The following is a 19,209-nucleotide window of genomic DNA, read 5'->3' on the forward strand; positions in this document are numbered from 1 at the left end:
GTAAAGCGGGAATCCCTGCTCGTTGAAAGAATCTTGCTTCCTACCCATTCCACCAAACCAAGGCTTTCCAACAATACACATTCCGTTTAAAAACATAGACATGAAATGGCAGACCACATCCCTGATAATGTGTCTATCAACAACCTCATGCGGCATCCTCGGCACAGGAAGCTGGAAGGCACGACACCGCATCCGCCCGGTGGCCATGACCACCGAAGCCGTCCAGCGGATCCTTATCACAGGCACTGCCGTCACCGTTGTTAAAAACCCCATCTCCAGCACCTATAAGGGCCTTTGCACCCTCAAAAGCCGGAGCCGGATCGCAGCTGACCACTGGTTGCGGCACCTGCCCCGGGCCGAGCCAGAGGTCGATTCATCACTCACCGTCGAACAAGCACTCGACGCAGAAAAGTTTCCCAAGCCGATCCCTGGAAAAGTCGACTACTTCATCGACGGCTCGTTTTACACCGAGCTGCACCGGTCCGTCGGAGCGGCGACCAAGTACGTCGATACCCAGATTTTTTCATTTGATAATGATGACGTCGCGGCAGCCCACGCCGACCTATTGAAAAGGAAATCCAGCACCATCCGCTGCCGGGTGATGATGGATTACCTGGGCTCGGTAGCCAGCTGGTGGATAGAACCCGTCACCAGGATGGCCTCCGCCTACCCTCCGCCAGCGTCAATGATCGCCTACCTGCGCAAGGATGGTAACGTCAAGGTGAGGATTTCACGTAACCCCTGGCTCATTTCCGATCACACCAAACTCATCATTGTGGACGGCAAGGAGGCCTATCTGGGCGGGATGAATATTGGCCGGGAATACCAATATGAGTGGCACGATATGATGGTCAGGGTGAAGGGGCCCATCGTCACCGCGATGCAAAACGGCTTTAACAAGGCATGGCATCTCCAGGGGCCGTTAGGCGATTGGGCGTATCCGTTTCACCGGCGGGCCCAGCCATACCGCACCACGCTGCGCAAGGGGGAAATCCCCATCCGCATGCTGAGGACGACCGCATCGAACTCCCAGATCAATGACGCCCTGATCACCGCCATCAAAGTGAGTAAAAGGAGAATCTTTCTCCATGTTTCCTATATGACCTCCGACGAATTAATGCGTGAGCTGGTGAAGGCCCGAAAACGCGGAGTCGACGTCAGGATGATTTTCCCGGAAAAAAACGATAACAACCTGCTCAATACCAATAACAGGTCATGCGCCTACGATCTGATCAAGGTCGGGGCGAAAGTCTGGTTGTATCCGTCGTCCTCGCACACCAAGGCGGTTGTTGTCGACGACTGGGCCTGTGTTGGCTCGGCCAATCTTGACGCTCTCAGCCTGTGGATCAATGGTGAGCTGAACATCGCGTTTTCCGACAAGGACAGCGTTGACCGGCTGCTGAGGGAGTTGTTTTTCAAAGACTTCAGAAAATCGAAGCGCCTGACCCTGAAAGACGTGGAGCACTGGGGGGGCTCGCCGCTTGAGTTTGTTGCGGACCAGTTGTAACCGGCCACCCCGGCATCATGGGGAAGCTCCGGGCCGGTCATGAAAACACCCCGCCGCCATGTACGGGCAACGGGGTGCTATCAAACAACTAAGTAAAATGAAAACCGATGCGCTGCCGGTTGGCGGGTCACCGGGAATCGGGATCGAAACTGCAGTGACCGCGCAGGAAATACTTCGTCGCCACTTTAACTGTGAAGCCCACCTGCGATAGCTCTTTTTACTTGGTTAAATTCTCCTAGTTATCAGTGCTTGTCGGCCTGTACACACCTCCCAATTATTGATGTTGCCTTGTTTTCCAGCAACCCGTCTTTCACCAGACATTCTGGAAACCCTTGAAAAACAAAGGATAACCCAAGCCGCTTGCCTCCCTGGAAAACCCGTACAACCGGTCACAGAACATGAATCTCAATGAAGCCGGAACATCCACCTCTTCACAGCTTCCCGCCGAAAAAACCAACGGTTAAGCAAGGTGAAAAATATGGTTTGTCTCGATAAGCTGCAAAAGCACCACCACCCGGGTGGCATTACCCCAGGGTGTTGATTTGATAGATGGTGCATTTCACTCCATGGCTGCCTTTTTGTTCTGTCCGCGTCACCCGGGTTCCCAGCGCCTGCTCGATCATTCTGGTTTCCATCAACAAAAGCCCTGGATAACGTTTGAAAATTGCGTGTAAGGGATGGTGATACTCCTCGATGGTGAATCCGGACTCCGCCGAGTAATGACAGTGGCAGAAGTGCCCCGACTTCACCCTCGCGTCTGCGAAGCGGGTGGCTTTTTCCACCAGTGATTTCCCGAACCTAACCGACTTCAACCACTCGTCGCGTTGTTTTTCAAAGTAGTGATAGAGCAGCTTTTCCGGTGCCGTCTCACCAAAGGTCGCCTTCACCCCCTCGAGCAGCGCCAGGACGAGTTCCACGCCACCGCTGGGGAAAAGAGGGTCACACTTGCTGGTCAGCTTGTAGAGCTTTTGAGGTCGACCCACCTGGACCCTGGGGACCCGCCACACCTTGAGATAACCTTGCTCCTCAAGCCTGATGCAGTGCTGCTTGACCCCCATGTAGCTCATATCGAGCAGCTTCGCCAGATCGGGTATCGCCAATCCACCGGAACGTTTCAATTCACCGATGATACCAAGGCAGCTTGGTCGGGAAATATCGCGCAGAGCTTCGGAAAACATCGGGGACATCCTAGATCCATATTTTCAAACTCCAAACCTCAAATGTAGAAATCCACCGGATTTATCAAGCCATCCGCATGACATTGTTAGGTGACTATTTTTGACAAACAGGGATTTGCCCCTAAACTCAGCGAAGATGTCAGACATACCAACCATCAAGTTCCAATCCCACGCCCCCGGTGACTGGCCTGACCAGAGTCCCGCCGACTGGGATGATGCGAAATGGCAGCTCAAGAACCGGATTACCTCCCTCGCCGTGCTTGAACAACATCTTGAGCTCACCGAGGAGGAGCGTGCAGGGGTATTACTCTCCGGCAACAAGCTGGCCATGGCGATCACACCCCACTTTTTCAACCTGATTGATAAAACCGATCCGCACTGCCCGATCCGCCGCCAGATGATCCCGCGCATCGAGGAAACGCTGACCGACCCGCTGGAAATGAGCGATCCCTGTGGCGAGGACAGCCACATGCCCGTGCCCGGACTCGTGCACCGCTACCCGGACCGGGTCCTGTTTCTTGTGACCGACCGCTGCGCCGCCTACTGTCGCTACTGCACCCGGAGCCGGGTGGTGTCAGGTGTGTCGGAACAAAAACTCGAGACCCAATGGGAAGCCGCCTTCGAATACCTGGAACATACGCCAGGCGTCCGCGATGTGCTGATTTCCGGGGGCGACGCCCTGCTTTTCTCCGATGCCCGGCTCGAAAAAATCCTCTCCCGCCTGCACGCCATCCCACATATTCAATACATCCGCATCGGGACACGCATCCCCATTTTCCTGCCCCAGCGAATCACCCCCGCGCTCTGTGATATGCTCAGGAAATACCATCCGCTCTTTATTTCCATCCACTCAAACCACCCCAAGGAGTTGACCACCGAAGTCCGCGACGCCCTCGGCCGGCTCGCCGATGCCGGTATCCCGATGGGTAACCAGTCGGTGCTCTTGAACGGTGTCAACGACAGCGTGGAGGTGCAGAAAGAACTCGTGCACAAGCTGCTGATGTGTCGCGTACGCCCATACTACCTCTACCAATGCGACCTGATCCAAGGCTCGGCACACTTGAGAACCAGTATCGAAAAGGGCATCGAGATTATCGAAGGGCTGCGTGGCCATACCAGTGGCTACGCCATTCCCCAGTATGTCATCGACGGCCCCGGTGGCGGTGGGAAAATCCCCATCAATCCTGACTACGTCGTCAAACACAGCGACGGGGGCATCACGCTTCGCAACTACGAGGGAAAACAGTTCTATTACCCCGACCAGGCACCAGTTTCGAGTCCTCTCCAAGGCCTGGACTAGCTTCCGTGCATGACAATTGTGAAAAAATACCTGTTTTTTTACGCGATGGCTTGACCTTGATGCCAGTTTATGGCTTTTTGCGCCCGCGCCAATTGGCGACAAACAGTGCACCCGTAGCTCAGCTGGATAGAGCGCCTGACTACGAATCAGGAGGCCAGGGGTTCGAATCCCTTCGGGTGTACCATTTTTTCCCGCGTTGTTCTCCCATTTTTCACCGCCCCCATACCGCCACGAAGCTGACGGGGCACTATCTCGGGGTGTAGCGCAGCTTGGTAGCGCGCTTCGTTCGGGACGAAGAGGTCGCAGGTTCGAATCCTGTCACCCCGACCACCCTTCGCATGAAGCTTCGGGTGGCACGGCCACCATGTACTTTACGCGTGAGGTAGGTCTTTAAGGATGAGAACGCAGTGCGTGTATCACGCGATCCCTCCAATCGGAAATCCGGAGGAGGATTTCCGCATCCTGGCACAGACCGAGCGGGCGAGGTCAATCCTGTCACCCCGGTTTGTTGCCCTTAGCGCACGCGGAATGGAAAATTCTCGGCGCTTGCCGCTCCATGACCGTCCCGGACGACAAGAAACAACCGGTATTCCCCGGCTTTCGCAGGCGCCTTGAAGTGCCAACGCCCGTCACCAGTCGAACTGACCTTGATTGGAGTTTCAGGTGGTACGGCCTCGGCGTCACCACCTGCCTTGTGGTCGGTCGACTCCCCGGCGATTTTCCATTCATAGCTTAATGCCGCCCCTTCGTGGTCACTCGCCTTCATCGCTACGTGTACGGTCGAACCGGGATCGACGGTTTTCTGCTCGGCAGTCGAGCTAAACAACTCAACACGGGGGCACCGGTTTTTGGGCCACTTTCCGGTCCAGGCTTTTGCCATCGCATCCACGGGGGGCAGTTTTTCCCCCGACTTGAGAAACATACCATACCATGTCGATGTCCGCTCCTGCTTCTGTCCCCAGAGAAAGGCAAACGACCCCACACACAAGCCCCCGGATGCCTCCACCACATGCTGATGGACGGCATAGTACTTGGCGGCTTTCTGTCGACTACTGGGTTCGATCGGCGCTTTCCAAGCGGTCTGGGCCACCTCCCAATGCCCCATCGGTCCGAACTCACTGAGGATAAACGGCTTTTCCCATCCTGCCTGTTTCACCGCTTGACCCGATCCGGAGGCAGCGGCGTAGGCATTGATGCCGATGATATCAATGCTTGGACAGTGGGTTTTGATACCTTTCACTTTGTCGGCCGACGCCCCCGCAATGACCGTCATGATAAGGCGTGAGGGGTCTTCTTTTTTGACGATTTTTGCCAACTCCTCGAGTTCCTTCCAAATCTGTATACCCTTGCCGTCACTCATCGGACCTTCCATCTCGTTACCGAGCCCCCAGAATCCGATGGTAGGCTCGTGTTTCCACCTGGCGACATCCTTGCGGATTTTTTCACGTTGTTGCGTAACGCGCCGCTGATCCCCGTAATCAAAACCATGCCGTTCATGCTCAACCCATATTCCGGCGGCGATCAGCAACTTATGGCTCCGTGCCCTGTCCACCAGCGTCTTGCCGTCAACTTTTTCTACGAGCGACTCGATCCCCCAGGTGCGGATCATGTTGCCTCCCGACTCCACCAAGACATCCAGATGCTGCTGACCGCCCGCGCCGCGTACGAAAAAGGGTTTGCCATCGTATTCCAGTTGCCAAGCACCTTCAGCCGTCTGCTTCATACTGACGCGATGGGGCTCGGCCGCGCTGAGTAGCGTGACCGAACCGATCAAGGCCAAACCAAGACTGGAACAAGTGGATAGGTTCATGGGTTTTGTGGGATGGTAATCTGCCCAGCGACGGTCGACCCCGCTTTGCATGGCTAGTATTCGTATACCCCCATCTTGTTTGCATGGACATTCATTTTTAGTTGTTCAGTCTGGGTTTTTGCCAAGCAAGGCCAGAAGTGCACAACCGCAGTATCGCCACGCTATCGCGAATTCCACCAGCCCCAAATCCCCGGTACACCCATGAGGATTCGAATCCCTCGGGGTGGTGCTTTGATCTTTTTGTGGTGCCTGCGATTCATGGTCGACATTGCTTCATCCGTCGGTAATGATCCCAGACCATGGGTGCTCACTCCGTCCAAGCAGCTCAGGACACCGCACTGGTGATCTGGACATTCCTGCCCGGCCTTCATGGCACGGATGAGTTGTATGGTGCCCTGCGCGATTGCCTTCCCGACGATATTCAAGCCGAGTTCGTCAATCTCCCCTCTTCGGGGAAACAGGACTACCATACGTTATGCGACTGGCTGGAGGAGGAACTGCCTGTGCTCCCGAAAGGAAAAAAGCGGATCATCATCGGGGAATCGTTTTCCGGTCCACTGGCCATTCGCTTTGCAAGCCGGCGACTGGATGAGGTTGCGGGTATTGTCCTGGCGGCCACGTTCTGTGATACGCCCCTCAACCCAGGGATTGCACTGCTGCCACTGCGTCCCCTGTTTATGGTCAAACCACCGCGCAAGGCACTGCTCCATTTCCTCATCGGTGACGATGCCGGGGAAGCCGAAGTCGAGAAGCTCCAGGCTGTTGTCCAGTCGATCCCCTCGGCAACCCTCAGTAAACGGGTGCGGACCATCCTTGAGCTTCAGGAGCTGGACAACCCGAGCATCGGCGGGCTACCCATGCTGATCCTTCAGGCGAGCAGTGACAACCTGATCCCCTGGGAAGCACAAAGAACGCTGGAAGCATGTTATCCGGACGCAAGCGCACACTGGATCGAATCGCCACACCTTCTGTTCCAACGTTGTCCGCAAGAATGCGCCACGCACTTGGTGAAATTTGCCGAGAGAATCACCGCAGTAGCCTAGCTGACTGCTCCCGTGCCTCGATTTCCCACGCCGCATGATAGTAGCCGTGCATCAAACATTGGTGGATGTACTCGACCATAAACCGCCACACCGAACCCGCCCGCTCGTACTGGAGCACATGCACCAGTTCATGGGCCATGAGTCCGGTTGCGTCAGCCACCCGGCGGGCGACATAGATTCCGTGCCCCAGGGTAATCCCATCCACTCCTGAGATACAGGCCTTGCTGCGTTTTTCCAAAATGGCCGACAAGTACCGCAGTGGGTTGGGCACGACGTCAACCGCCAGCACATAGGTGTCATCGATCAGCTCGACTCCGAGCTGACCGGCTATTTCCCGCTCACCCACAGACAGGGCGCGACCATCACGCCGGATGATGCGCTGGTGATGGATTACCCATGGAGCGGAAACACACGCCAACATCCATGCGACGATACGATATAACAGCGAACGCATTGCCACCCCCTGACAGGCTTACTCACTGTCCTGCCAGCACCAGTCAATGGGCACCTCAATCTCAGGATGGATACTTTGATGGACGGGACAACTGAGAGCCGCGCTCTCCAACATCTTTCGCTCGGGATGCATGCCGGACAGAGGCATCTCAATACGGACATCCAGTCGGGAAACCCGGCGAGGCGGGGTGGCCGACATGTGTTTGCCCACGGTAATCCTCATCCCCCTGAGGTCGATCCCCTTACGGTCTGCGACCATGCCCATGATCGTTGCCATGCAGCTACCGAGAGCCGTCGCCAGCAGGTCGGTGGGGGAAAACGACTCACCGCGGCCGTTGTTATCGACGGGTGCATCCGTGGCAAAGTGGCTTTTTGACGGGACGTGGATGTTGTTACAGTGGAGGTCTCCCTCGTAGTTTATTTCTATTTTTACCATCGTATGGTGGGGTTGTTTCGAATCACGCCCTAGGGTGTGTCTTCGAAGTTTTCGGGTTCTTCTTCGCTATCGGAAATAATGATTTTTTTGTTTTTTGCCAGGGCGACACGAAAACCATAAAGGTTGCTGGTCTTGGTCGGTCTTACTGCATTCCGGTTGGTGACATAAAGATGCTCTTTGAGGTGGCTGCGCCAACTTCCACCGCGCAGCACACCGTACTCGCTGTCTTCGGTATAGTCGTCCGAGACCCATTCATAAGCATTGCCGGTAAGATCATAGACACCCAGAGCATTGGGCGGAAACGACCCCACGGGTGAGGTTTTTTCAAACCCGTCGTTGTAATCAAAAAGCGTCCTGTCACGCCGGACATCGGGCGCCTGGGCCGCGGCATTGTCGGCCAGATTGCCAACCAGGAAACCCGCATCCTCAGGGGGCCAGACACGCCCCCAGGGGAATATCTTCTCAATCCGGATTTCCCTCTTCGCCGGTGTCTGGTCAGGCTCATCCTCGAGTCCGGCCACAAGGCTCCACTCAAGGTCGGTCAGCAGACGGTAACTCACATCCTCGGATATCCTCTCCAACACCCTTTCCCGTTTGGTCAGCCATTGGCAGAATGCCTGGGCATCGTCACGCGAGACATTGAGCACGGGATGCGTCGGCCCTTGCTTGAACCCCGGGGAGGGATTGCCCTTCGCCTTCGCCTCCTTGATGTATGTTTGATAATCGCACACACGTGTTTCCCAAGCCGACACTAACAAATCATCACCTACCGGCACGAATTCCATCTGTAGACTGTTGGTCCATTTTTTCCCGAACACCACACTATTATCCCTTTGGAGATTAACACTTACTTTTTCGTTAGCCCGGTCCTTGAGCTCCAGCGAACGGGTGTCCCTGCGGTAGCCCTCTAACAATATACTGAGCTCCATCAGCCCTGGCTTCACCCGACCTAGATAGAGAGGCGTCGTTCCCATGTACTCACCGTCAATTTGCACGATCGCTCCATCTGGCTCACTATGTACCTCGAGGTGGGCAAACGGGATATCTTTGACCAGGCATTGGAAGGGCCGTAGATTCTCCTTTTTCGCCAGTGGGCTCATACCCGGCGAGTCAAAGTGATTCGCTATCTGCGGGGAGATATATTGTATTTCATTGAGATACCCTTCATCAAGGGCCTTCTTACTCTGCCACTCACAGTAGTCCATGGCCTGTTCAGGTCTAACGAGAACAATCCGGCGATTCACGCCACTCTCGCTGTGCTGGATGATTTCAGCCCGCCGTTTTTTCCCCGTTTCCTTTTCAAACCTCCTCCACTGGTAATCTCTAACATATCCGGCGCTGATATGATAGCCGTCCATCGGCTGGTAGTGCACACCGAAATTATCCACCCACTCCTGCCCAGCCACGGGAGGAGCGTAAATGTGCATCACCTGTTCCACCATCTTGGTTTCATTGGCAATGACTTTTCCTTCCAGTCGCTCCGTCCGGTAGCCCTCAAGGCGAAATTCAAATTCATAGTGAGAGCCTGCCTCCATACGAATGTTTTTCAGTGGCGTTATATCGAGAAAATTCCCTTCGTGGTCGTAGACCTCCGCTCCCTCGGGATCGCTGAGCACTTTAACAAACCCATACTGCACAGCCGGCACGGTGGGGTTATCCACGATCGGACTGGGCACATCACCCGCCCATGGGATACGGTCGCGGAACAACCATGCAGCCAACAACAAACAGGCTACCACGGGAATAACCGTTAAGGCAGCACCACGCCTACGGCGTTTCACCCGCTTCCCATGCTGCAAACGCCTCAGGCTTTCCGCAAGGACCAGCGCCGACTTGATCGTCCGCTTTGACACACGGGGCTCGCAAATATCGCAAATAACCTGGTTTAACAATAACCAGCGCTTCTTACTCGTACCCTCGGGAAGTTCGTCGGGCAGTTCTGGAAATTCAAGCCGGTCCTTACCCGATACCATCTCGTAGAGCACCTTCCCGAGGCCGTAGACATCCGCCTGGGCTGAGCCGGGGCCTTCCGGGGGGACGAAGCCTTCCGTTCCGACAAACGTCCTCTGCCCACGCGCCGCGACCAGTCCAATGTCAGCCAGCTTCGCCTTGCCATCAACAAAAATAATGTTAGATGGCTTGACATCACGGTGGGCGAGCCCTTTCCCATGCAAGTGGGCAAGAGCCTCGGCAAGCCGCAAGCCGACGTCTATGACGATATCCGGGTCAATCGGTTTACCGCCGGCTTTCTTCAAATCGGTGCGCAGATTACGCGGCTCATACTCCACGGCATTGATCGTGTGCCCGGAGTTGATATCCTCACCGAGTTCCATGACGTAGTAATAGAACTCCCCCTCGTCTTTATCCTCACTGCGCCCGACGTGCAGGATATTGACCAGACCGGGATGGTCGCGTGAAATGGGTTCGTATTTGAGGATCCCCTCGAACTCGCGTTCAAAACCGACTTCATCCTCGAAGTCTTCACGGCGCACGAGCTTGACCGCACGCATTGCCCCGGTGACACCCCGAGCGAGCCACACCTCACCATAGGAGCCGCCGCCAATCTTGCGCAGCACCTCATGATCCGGGATCACCGGCTCTGGTCGCACCCTACCCCGCATCTTCTTTGAGCTTCGTCAGTTCCTTTTTGAGGATCTTACCAACACGATGCTTCGCCAGATACACCTGCGACATACTCACGCCCAGCCGTTCCTGCACCTTGTTGGCATCCCATTCGCGAATGACATAACAATCGAAAATCTGATACTGCTTGGGGGATACCTGGGCCTTCACCCGCGCCAGTGCCGCGTCCGCAAGATTTTTTTTCCACTCGACTTCCCACAATCTTTCCAGGGTCCCGCTGCGGGGGTCCTCCACACGCTCAATCACAGAGGTCTTACGCCCCTCCTCATCCCATTCCCCGATACTCATGGCTGTATCCTTCTTGCGCTTCCTGAATTGATCATTAATCCTCCAGCGCGTCATATTCATCAACCAGGATTTAAACGACCCCTTTTCCGGATCATACATGTTTTTCTTACTCTGCTTGGCGATCGAAAGAATAGTTTCCTGCACGACATCAAATGCCTCATCCGACCGCAGACCGGCTTTCAGGCCAACGGCGTAGATCAGCTTCCAGTAGGTTTTATAGAATTCGTCCCACGTGCGCTGGTCCTCCCAATTGTCCAATTTGGCGATCAAACTCTTCCGAGTCTGCGCATACGCCGATGCCAGTTTCGCATCTTCCTCTTCATTATCTGCCATTGCGCTGTTTCTATAGCATAGGTTTGCCCTCAATCCATCAGCAAATATCGCTGCGGACCATGTTTTCTTTTTCCCCCTCAATTATCAAGGAAAGCGAAGCTTGTGAAAATCCATTTACAAGCTCCTCTATTAGACCCTACTATCAGAGGAATTTTTTCAGCAAATCTTCAGATTCCATGCATTATCTGTAATTTGCCGGGCCAATTCACCATGCCGTCCCCCTTACACGTCACCCTTATTCCTCTAAACAACCATGAATTCTGCCGACCAGATTAATCCCGCCGAACAAGTTGAGCGGATACGTGAAATCCTCATCGGGCGCGATATTGAGCTCGTCAACGGTCGTATCCAGCAACTGGAAACCACGGTTCAGAACCAAACCAGCGACGTCAGCCGCCAGGTGAGTGAGCAGCTGAGAAGAGCCGAGCAACAGCAACAGAAGGCTCAGGAGAATATCCAGTCAATCACCGCCCACATCCGCCAGCAATTACAACAGGAAACGGTGACCCGCGGACAACAGATCAATGATCTCGCGAAAAAAATCGACGCGGCCGCTGCCCGTATGGACCAAACGACCCAGCAGCTGGTTAACGTTGAAACCGGGCGCAACGAGAATATTTCCAAGCAAATTGAAAATCTCAGCTCGGAAATGGCTTCCCGGATCGATGCGCATTCACGTCAAATCATGGAGCACATGCATCGTGAAATCCAGCAGTGGAAAAACCGTATGGACGGCCAGATTTCGACGCTTGCAGAAGACAAGGTGGACCGGCAGGAGCTGACCACCCGCCTCGCCCGTATTGCCAGCGCAGCCATGGGAGACGCAGTTCCACCGGCAACCCAACCCATCTCATCGAGCTTTCAAGGAACCAACCCCAGCCCTCCCAATTTGAGTAGCCTGGATGTCTTTGCCATGCCCACAGATGATTATACTTCCTGATCACCACATGGGTCACCCGCTGGGTTTTCATCTACTTCCTTGGTCAACCTAACACCCCCTTTCCGTGTCCTCCAAGTCAATCAACCCCATGCCCCCGGGATCCATGGGAGATACATCAGGAGAATGGTCCGGTTCAAAGTCCGGGACCTTACCGGCGTCCATACCGACATCCGGCCTTTCGATACCTGACCTTTCGACACTCCGGAAACGATGGAGTTCACAATTCCAATCGGTACCCTCTTTTCCAGAGGCTTCGACACCCCCCCCCAGCAAAGCGGAAGCCAAAGAACCGCTTCCCGAGCTCCCCTCCCTGGGAGCCATGGCCAGCAAAGCAGCTCTTGCGATGGAGGGGTTCGATGATCTCTTCGGGGAAAAACCTCCCCCTCTGGATCTCTCAATCCCTATTGACGAGACTCCTGGTCCGGTGCCCCTGCCCTCCCGTCATCTAGAATCCAACATAGACGCCCTGCCATCGGAACCCGCCATCTTCGGTCTTGCAAGCCATCAAGGAAGCCACCCACAAGCCTCCTTGAATATCCCGCATCTTCCGGAAACGGCCCCTCCCGAACAAGCGATGGACCGGCCTTCCAGGGCCGGAAAAGAGACCCTGGCAGCCATGCCGACGATGGACCCTCCCAAGGTCTCCATACCGCTTGTTAGAGATCAACTCATCCCGGCTGTAGAGGCGACCGCTTCAGCAGCAGAACCTGTACCCACACCGGGAGAACCAGATGGCCCTATCCCTTTCGCCGAGCCCGCCGCTTCCGGGCCGCTTGAGAAAAAGGCGACTACAAAGCCAGACACGGTGAGCAACCGGCAAGATCCTGCTGAGGCAGCAGAGCCCGCCGGCGGTTCGAAACGCCCCGTATACACGGATCAAGACCTGAAAGAGGCACTGCGCCCTATCATCGAGCCCAGTGTCGATAAGTTTCTCTACACCCCCACCCATGGTATCCATACCTATCTTGAGCCGATGCTGCGCAGTACCGTCCGACGCGCCATTGCCGAGCAAATGGAGGACGCCAGTCCGTTCCGTGAAGTATCGGGCTGGGATAAATTTGCCTGGAAAATGCGCGCCCTGATCGGAAGCCGCACCTACGAGGATATTGTCTTTGATTACACGAAACGCTATCAGGTCGAGGAAGTGTTCCTGCTCCGCCCCCAGACCCGATCCCTTATTTCCTACGCCAGCCATGACCCCTCACGCCATGCCAAGCCGAGTAAAGTGCAGGGCACCGTGAAAAAAATCGCCGCAAAAACAGCGGATAAAGACAAGGGGCACGAGAACTCCATCACGTGGGAAAACAACCGCACCCTCATGATCCGCAGAGGCAAACACTGCGTGCTGGCAGCCGTCGTCCACGGAGCGTCGAACGCAATTTTGCGCGCGGATCTCGATTACGCCCTGCGCCAGGCTGAGGAGAGGTTTGGCAAAACCCTCGAGGAGGAAAGCGACATCCATCTGCAAATCCTCCAACCCTTGCTGGAAGGCTGCCTTTTAATCCAGTCGCCTGCCATCCCGAATTAACCTTTACAGACACGGGTTAAGCAACTACCCCCCATTCATGTCATTTGCCGATCTCGGGCTCTCCGAAGCCGTTCTTTCCGCCGTTACTGAATCCGGCTACGAAAACCCCACGCCTATTCAAGCCAAAGCCATCCCTCTCATTCTCGAGGGCAAGGATGTCATTGGTGCCTCGCAGACGGGGACAGGAAAAACCGCTGCTTTCGCCCTCCCCTCACTTTCCAAGATCAAACCGATCGGAAAACCACAGGTCCTCGTTCTGGAGCCCACCCGTGAACTCGCCCACCAAGTGGCCGAGCAGTTCGAGCATTACGGCAAACACACCGGCTGCAAAGTCGCCCTGATCTACGGCGGTATGGGCTATGGCAAACAGGACGAGCAAATGGCCGTCGCCGATATCGTCGTCGCCACACCCGGTCGACTGGTCGACCACTTCTACCGTGGCACCATGCGTTTCGGAGAGGTGAAAATCCTTATTCTCGACGAAGTCGACCGCATGCTCGATATGGGATTCCTCCCGATTGTTAGAAAGATCGTCAGTCTCTGCCCATGGAATACCGAGGAGACCTCGCGTCAGACGCTGTTCTTTTCTGCCACGATGCCACCTGCCATCCAAGGTTTCGCCCAATGGTGTCTGCACCATCCCGAGGAAGTGGAAATCGCCCGCCGATCCGTGCCTGACACCGTCAACCACGCCTTCTATCCCGTCTCCATGGATCAAAGGGATGAGCTCCTGCTCGCCCTGCTGGAAAAAACCGACTTCCATTCCGTGATGATCTTCACCCGCACCCGCAAGGAAGCGGATACCCTCACCGGCCTGATCAAAGGCACCGGCCATGAGGAGGTGGTAGCCATGCACTCGGACGTCAAGCAGTCGGACCGGCTCAAAGCACTGGCTGGCTTTAAAGACGGCACCTACAACATCCTCGTCGCCACCGACGTCGCCGCACGGGGAATCGACATTTCCACCGTCACCCACGTCATCAACTACCGGGTCCCGGAAAACTCGGAAGACTACGTGCACCGTATCGGTCGTACAGGCCGGGCCGAAGCCGAAGGTGACGCCTTTACCATCCTCACCGCCGACGAACTTGATTTCGCCATCTCCGTTGAGAATTTCATCGATAAAAAAATCGAGCGCCGCAAGCTGGAGAATTTCAACTACACATACACAGCGCTACTCGACGAGTCCCCTGGGCGTTCCGTCCGGAAAAAACGCCGCCCGGCCCCCAAACGCCGGAGGAGGTAGTCGCCATGTAAGTGAGTTGATACGTGAGTATGTTCGTAAGCGCCTGCGCATGCACTTACCCGCTTACCCACTAATTGACCTACGAACATACCCGCCTGACAATGAGAGTGCTCGCCATCGACCCGGCTATTCGCAACACTGGCTACGCCGTGTTGGAAGGTGATCACCACAAGCAGAAAGTAAACGACTTCGGAGTCATTTCCATCCCTGCGAAAATCCCCCAGTCGGCGGCCCTGGCAGCCATCCACACAGGCATTGCCAATTTGATCAAAAAATGGCAGCCCGATGAAGCCGCCGTGGAAGGGATTATCTATGTGCAGTCCCACCGCACCGCCATCACCATGGGAGCGGCCCGCGCGGCAACCTTGATTGCGGCGGCAGAGGTCGGCTTGAAAATCTATGAATACGCACCGCGTAAAGTGAAGCAAGTCGTTACGGGCAACGGCTCGGCTGACAAACAACAGGTCGCCTTTATGGTGCGCACCTTGCTGGGCCTACGGGAATCCCCGCCCCACGATGCCGCCGATGCCATCGCCATCGCCATCGCCCATCTCACCGCCAGCGATCCACTCAAGGCATCGATCCTAAAACGGCACGAAGTCTAGTAGGGCATGATTAGCTGCCTGCCGATAACCCTCCTGTCGGGAAGAGTCCACAAAACTCCTCGGAATACAGCCCGTTTTATGCTGGGATACCTCTGTTCTAACCATGCCTGAGGAAATCTGGATATCCCCCGACCAAGCACGTGCCGCACTAACAAGCGGCACCGGCAAAGGCGTGCGTATCGCCATTCTGGACTCAGGCGTCGAATCCAGTCACCCCGCATTGGCAGACTTGCAACTCTCTGATGACGTGGTGATCGAGTCACGGGGCGGCCGGATCGCGGCCACACCGGGCGACGGTCAAGACGTCTTTGGCCACGGCACCGCCGTGGCAGACATCATTCACCGCCATGCCCCGGAGGCCGAAATGGGATCATTCCGCGTTCTCGGCCACTTCAAGGAATCGCGGGCGGCCATCATCCGTGAAGGGGTGCGTGCCGCGGCCCTGCGAGGCTATGATATCATCCATTGCAGCTTTGGTGCCCCGGCGCGTGCCCAGGATGCCGCTATTTACAAAGGCTGGCTCGACGCAGCCTATCTCCGCGGCCTACACGTCGTGGCCGCCGGCAGTAATGCTGGATTTCACACCGCCGAATGGCCCGCCCACTTTCCCACTGTGATTGCCGTTGGCGCCGCACCGGATGACCATACGCAGCTCCAGCTCTACCGGGGCAGCTTGGTCGAGTTCTCCATTGGTGGGCGCGAAGCCTCGGCAGCCTGGCTGCACGGCGGACGCAAGGAAGTGTTCGGCAGCAGTTTCGCAGCTCCCAGGGTAAGCGCCATGCTGGCTGGAATCCTGTCCGTCCATCCCAATATCCACCCACTTCACGCAAAAACACTGCTCCGCCACCTCGCGCTGTAGGCACGAAATTACGTCATTTCCATGTAAAAAAACCGTGTTCAAATGCCCTCACCTGTGTTTGAATGGCGGCGGAGCCCCTATCAAACTCAAGACCACCTCATGGAACTCGACCTCACCGACTCACCTATCGACCTCAAAGCCATCACTCCACGTGAGCTGGAAGAACTATTTGAAGACCCCTTCGCCATCCGCTTTTTGCCCGATGCCGATCGCGACGATGGCGAATCCCGCTTCTACGCGCTGGGCCGCACCGTGCAGGACCGTCACCTTTTCATCTCATTCTGGACCGACGGAAAATCAGCCCGTGTCTTTGCCGCACGTGAAATGACCGAGGGCGAGCTCCGGTTCTATCAACGCAGCTACGGAGAAATCAAATAACCACCTGCCGGATAAACCACCCCTAACCACCTTTCAATTTTTTCACGATGAACACCATCCAATCCTGGACAGACATTCCACCCTTTGCCGACGATGAAGCCGAAGCCGCCTACTGGCTGGAGCACGAACTTGACCCCGCCCTGATGGCTAGCTCGGTCCATAAACCGGACTCACGTGAATCCACGACCATTACCCTGCGGTTCGACCCCCGTATGCTGGCCCGCATCAAACGTCTCGCCCGCTCCCGCTACCTCAACTACCAGTCGATGATGAAACAATGGCTGGCTGAGAGAATCGAGGAGGAGCAGGGGAACCTGCCCAACGGCTAGCATTCGCTAGGTTTGGAGTGGCTCAGTGCATGCATGGCTCATTGCCTGAGTGGGTCGGAAATGTGGCCCAAAGCCCCCCCTGTGTTCCGCTTTCCCGTTTCTATCGCTTGACGAATTTACGTCAGCCCATTAAACCCTCCCTGCGTCCGCCCAGCCTTTATCGGCGGCACCTTTTTCAAAGCGCCCTTAGCTCAGTTGGATAGAGCACCGGATTTCTAATCCGTAGGTCACAGGTTCGAATCCTGTAGGGCGTATCTTCTTTTTTCGGAGTGCGGAGATGCATTCTCCGCTTTGAATACTCTATTCGACGTTGCTGCTGTTTGAAGGAATGATCTGCATTACATCTTCACCGAACCATTCAGCTTATCGAGGAGTGGAAGGTGAATGGTATCCAGACGGTGCAAGGAGAAGCGACGTGCCAGGGAGAATACAAAGCGGAGAATGCATCTCCGCACTCCAAATACTGTTAGGCTCCACGTCCCAACAAAGCCAGCATTCTGCCCGTGTTCCCTTTTTCGACTCGGTAGCTGTAATAGCTTGCCAAATCCGTGCTGGTGCATAGGCCAGAGTCGGTAAACTGGCTTTCCGGGACTCCGGCGGCGATCGCTTGCTGGCGGATGGTGGCGGCGAAGTCGACCTCGTAGGCGGGGGGGCGGATGCAGGGGGCCAGGACCACGACCAGGTCAGCTGGGTTGCTGCCGAATTGCCCGCTCATCATGGCGATGGCTTTGCCGGTGATGTTTCCTTCGGTTCCCTTTTTTCCTGAGTGAAGAAGGGCTAAAACGCCTTGCACGGGATCGCAAATGTAGACGGCTCCGCAGTCGGCGACGTAGATCCCGAGCAGGACACCAGGGTCGGCGGTGATCAAGCCATCGACGTCTGGCCAGGTCCGGGCGGGGTTGTCTTTCCCAACGATGGCAATGTCAGCGCCATGCACCTGCTCGGCCCGATGAAACTGCGACCATGTGAACCCTAGGTCGTTGACGGCTGCTTCGTGGGCGGGCCGGAGCCTCTGCACGGTCGCTTCCCGGTCGGTATCCACGGGCACACCGGGTATCCGGCCAATAAAGTCGGCATGAACACCCTCCAGCGCGTTGAGGGCGTTTAAATAATAAGGCGCTTGCGTCATCGGCATAGAGCCTTAACGCAAGCGCCTCATGTTGCCAAGCTTCCTTGGAAGCCTGGGGCTAGTTCTTTACAGCGACCGGCCTGTGAGGGCACGATTCGCATGATCCACGGTATCGGCTTCTTCTTCATCCATCTCTGACATGACGTCAGCGAGGTTTGTTGCGATCTCGCGGCGCATACGCGCGACCAGCTCCGTTCCCTTTTGGGTAATACGGACCATGATCTTACGGCGATCTTCGGCTGCGTGCACACGCTCTACATAGCTCAACTTCTCGAGGCGATCCACGAGGCCGGTGGCGGCTGCGGTGGAGTGACCCATTTTCTTAGCGATGTCTGACATGGTCAGGTAATCTTCGCTAGATAGATAAGCCAACAGGAAGAACTGCGGGAAAGAAATATTTCCGCGGTTCAGTTCGCTGGACAAGTTGAGGATGCATGAACGTTGTGTAAACAGAACGAAGTCTGCAAGACGGTCAGTATCGACGGAGCTAGTGTTGGAGGGACTAGTTTTCATTTTATTTTGTGTACATTAGTTGTTTAGTTTCGACCAATGTGAACACAGTTGCGACATCAGAGATACACAAAATATCAAGCTGGGACAAGGTATAAATTTTAGTATTTTGAAGAAAACGCCGCGCTATTTCCATTATTTTTATATAAAACCCTTGTTTTTAAGGGCTTGGAGCCTTGTCCGGCTGACTATCCACCCCCTCTGTTTTTTCAGGTTTGGTTGATGTTTCGGGCTTCTCAGGCTTTTCGGGCTTCTCAGGTGGAGCGGTTTTGCGGATATAGACGCCATCCCCCGCTTCCACAGTTCCCGAGCGGATATCGGCGGCAACATGCTCACCGAGTCGCTCGCCGGTGGGGAGCAGGTTGGCGGTACGTCCCTCGCCGCGGCTCTCGACCACCTCCCCCGACCCCACCCGCCACGGGCCGTAGCGCCGGATCAGGACGAACCGTGATGTCTGGTCGACCTTATGTATCCTGCCGGCGAGGCGGATGTTACGATTCCACTCGACAGGTTTGGGTTTCTTTTTGAACAATCCACACCCGGGCAGGAGTAGGATGGCCGACAAGGAGCATACGAAGAGCTTCATCATGTCACCATTGAGCCAGAATCCCGTCGCCAAAGCAAACTTTTCAATCCTGGATTCCTGTGCAACACGGTGGACAATCTACAATTCGACGTTATGCTTCGCACCCTC

19 protein-coding genes and 3 tRNA genes are annotated in these 19,209 nt (G+C 55.6%); 13 read left to right on the top strand and 9 right to left on the bottom strand.

Annotated elements, in window-relative coordinates; genetic code table 11:
* Positions 1–100 precede the first annotated feature (100 nt).
* Positions 101–1,507 (top strand): phosphatidylserine/phosphatidylglycerophosphate/cardiolipin synthase family protein, encoded by a 1,407-nt coding sequence (locus tag H7A51_10160; GenBank protein ID MCP5536581.1) that lies wholly within the window; start codon positions 101–103, stop codon positions 1,505–1,507.
* 524 nt (positions 1,508–2,031) lie between these two features.
* Here the strand turns inward: H7A51_10160 and H7A51_10165 are convergent.
* Positions 2,032–2,607, bottom strand: coding sequence for a hypothetical protein (locus H7A51_10165; GenBank protein ID MCP5536582.1), 576 nt, complete (start codon positions 2,605–2,607; stop codon positions 2,032–2,034).
* A 214-nt stretch (positions 2,608–2,821) separates the two neighbouring features.
* Between H7A51_10165 and H7A51_10170 the strand changes: the two genes are divergently transcribed.
* The 3 genes from H7A51_10170 to H7A51_10180 all read left to right on the top strand — a co-directional run bounded on the left by H7A51_10170 (position 2,822) and on the right by H7A51_10180 (position 4,315).
* The gene (locus tag H7A51_10170) at positions 2,822–3,985 is read left to right on the top strand and encodes a KamA family radical SAM protein (GenBank protein ID MCP5536583.1); all 1,164 of its coding nucleotides are present in this window, start codon (positions 2,822–2,824) and stop codon (positions 3,983–3,985) included.
* 107 nt (positions 3,986–4,092) lie between these two features.
* Positions 4,093–4,169 (top strand) — tRNA-Arg (locus H7A51_10175).
* Between the two features lie 69 nt (positions 4,170–4,238).
* Positions 4,239–4,315, top strand: a tRNA-Pro gene (locus tag H7A51_10180).
* 184 nt (positions 4,316–4,499) lie between these two features.
* Here H7A51_10180 and H7A51_10185 read toward each other — a convergent pair.
* Positions 4,500–5,795, bottom strand: coding sequence for a hypothetical protein (locus H7A51_10185; protein MCP5536584.1), 1,296 nt, complete (start codon positions 5,793–5,795; stop codon positions 4,500–4,502).
* A gap of 299 nt (positions 5,796–6,094) precedes the next feature.
* On the opposite strand from H7A51_10185, the gene H7A51_10190 reads away from it, so the two are divergent.
* Positions 6,095–6,838, top strand: a complete 744-nt coding sequence (locus H7A51_10190) for an alpha/beta hydrolase (GenBank protein MCP5536585.1) — start codon at positions 6,095–6,097, stop codon at positions 6,836–6,838.
* On the opposite strand, the gene H7A51_10195 is transcribed toward H7A51_10190, so the two are convergent.
* The 4 genes from H7A51_10195 to H7A51_10210 are packed head-to-tail and all read right to left on the bottom strand — an operon-like array spanning position 6,822 to position 10,991.
* On the bottom strand, positions 6,822–7,292 hold the full coding sequence (locus H7A51_10195; protein ID MCP5536586.1) for a DUF4157 domain-containing protein: 471 nt from the start codon (positions 7,290–7,292) through the stop codon (positions 6,822–6,824). The two genes, H7A51_10190 and H7A51_10195, sit on opposite strands and share 17 nt — an antisense overlap.
* An 18-nt stretch (positions 7,293–7,310) precedes the next feature.
* Positions 7,311–7,727: an OsmC family protein gene (locus H7A51_10200; GenBank protein MCP5536587.1), complete on the bottom strand. Its 417-nt coding sequence runs from the start codon at positions 7,725–7,727 to the stop codon at positions 7,311–7,313.
* Between the two features lie 29 nt (positions 7,728–7,756).
* Entirely contained in the window at positions 7,757–10,348 is a 2,592-nt protein-coding gene (locus H7A51_10205; protein ID MCP5536588.1) for an SUMF1/EgtB/PvdO family nonheme iron enzyme, read from the bottom strand.
* Positions 10,338–10,991, bottom strand: a complete 654-nt coding sequence (locus H7A51_10210; GenBank protein ID MCP5536589.1) for a sigma-70 family RNA polymerase sigma factor — start codon at positions 10,989–10,991, stop codon at positions 10,338–10,340. The genes H7A51_10205 and H7A51_10210 overlap by 11 nt, the downstream gene beginning before the upstream one ends.
* Positions 10,992–11,244: 253 nt before the next feature.
* Here H7A51_10210 and H7A51_10215 point away from each other — a divergent pair, with 253 nt between their 5' ends.
* The 8 genes from H7A51_10215 (at position 11,245) to H7A51_10250 (ending at position 17,130) form a co-directional block, all read left to right on the top strand.
* Complete coding sequence (locus H7A51_10215) at positions 11,245–11,931, top strand: hypothetical protein (protein ID MCP5536590.1); 687 nt, start codon at positions 11,245–11,247, stop codon at positions 11,929–11,931.
* Between the two features lie 319 nt (positions 11,932–12,250).
* Positions 12,251–13,459, top strand: a complete 1,209-nt coding sequence (locus H7A51_10220; GenBank protein MCP5536591.1) for a hypothetical protein — start codon at positions 12,251–12,253, stop codon at positions 13,457–13,459.
* Positions 13,460–13,496: 37 nt separating this feature from the next.
* Positions 13,497–14,705, top strand: coding sequence for a DEAD/DEAH box helicase (locus tag H7A51_10225; protein MCP5536592.1), 1,209 nt, complete (start codon positions 13,497–13,499; stop codon positions 14,703–14,705).
* Between the two features lie 101 nt (positions 14,706–14,806).
* A complete protein-coding gene (gene ruvC, locus H7A51_10230; GenBank protein MCP5536593.1) occupies positions 14,807–15,310 on the top strand; it encodes a crossover junction endodeoxyribonuclease RuvC in 504 nt (167 codons plus the stop codon).
* A gap of 103 nt (positions 15,311–15,413) precedes the next feature.
* Positions 15,414–16,169: a S8 family serine peptidase gene (locus H7A51_10235; protein MCP5536594.1), complete on the top strand. Its 756-nt coding sequence runs from the start codon at positions 15,414–15,416 to the stop codon at positions 16,167–16,169.
* A gap of 99 nt (positions 16,170–16,268) precedes the next feature.
* The gene (locus H7A51_10240) at positions 16,269–16,547 is read left to right on the top strand and encodes a BrnT family toxin (protein ID MCP5536595.1); all 279 of its coding nucleotides are present in this window, start codon (positions 16,269–16,271) and stop codon (positions 16,545–16,547) included.
* Between the two features lie 47 nt (positions 16,548–16,594).
* Positions 16,595–16,876: a hypothetical protein gene (locus tag H7A51_10245; GenBank protein MCP5536596.1), complete on the top strand. Its 282-nt coding sequence runs from the start codon at positions 16,595–16,597 to the stop codon at positions 16,874–16,876.
* A gap of 180 nt (positions 16,877–17,056) precedes the next feature.
* A tRNA-Arg gene (locus H7A51_10250) sits at positions 17,057–17,130 on the top strand.
* Between the two features lie 212 nt (positions 17,131–17,342).
* Here H7A51_10250 and H7A51_10255 read toward each other — a convergent pair.
* The 3 genes from H7A51_10255 to H7A51_10265 all read right to left on the bottom strand — a co-directional run bounded on the left by H7A51_10255 (position 17,343) and on the right by H7A51_10265 (position 19,104).
* A complete protein-coding gene (locus tag H7A51_10255; protein MCP5536597.1) occupies positions 17,343–18,005 on the bottom strand; it encodes a polyphenol oxidase family protein in 663 nt (220 codons plus the stop codon).
* A 66-nt stretch (positions 18,006–18,071) separates the two neighbouring features.
* Positions 18,072–18,518: a MarR family transcriptional regulator gene (locus tag H7A51_10260; GenBank protein ID MCP5536598.1), complete on the bottom strand. Its 447-nt coding sequence runs from the start codon at positions 18,516–18,518 to the stop codon at positions 18,072–18,074.
* Between the two features lie 157 nt (positions 18,519–18,675).
* The gene (locus tag H7A51_10265; protein ID MCP5536599.1) at positions 18,676–19,104 is read right to left on the bottom strand and encodes a hypothetical protein; all 429 of its coding nucleotides are present in this window, start codon (positions 19,102–19,104) and stop codon (positions 18,676–18,678) included.
* Positions 19,105–19,209 lie beyond the last annotated feature (105 nt).

It is taken from the genome of Akkermansiaceae bacterium, from assembly GCA_024233115.1.
Lineage (GTDB): Bacteria > Verrucomicrobiota > Verrucomicrobiia > Verrucomicrobiales > Akkermansiaceae > Oceaniferula.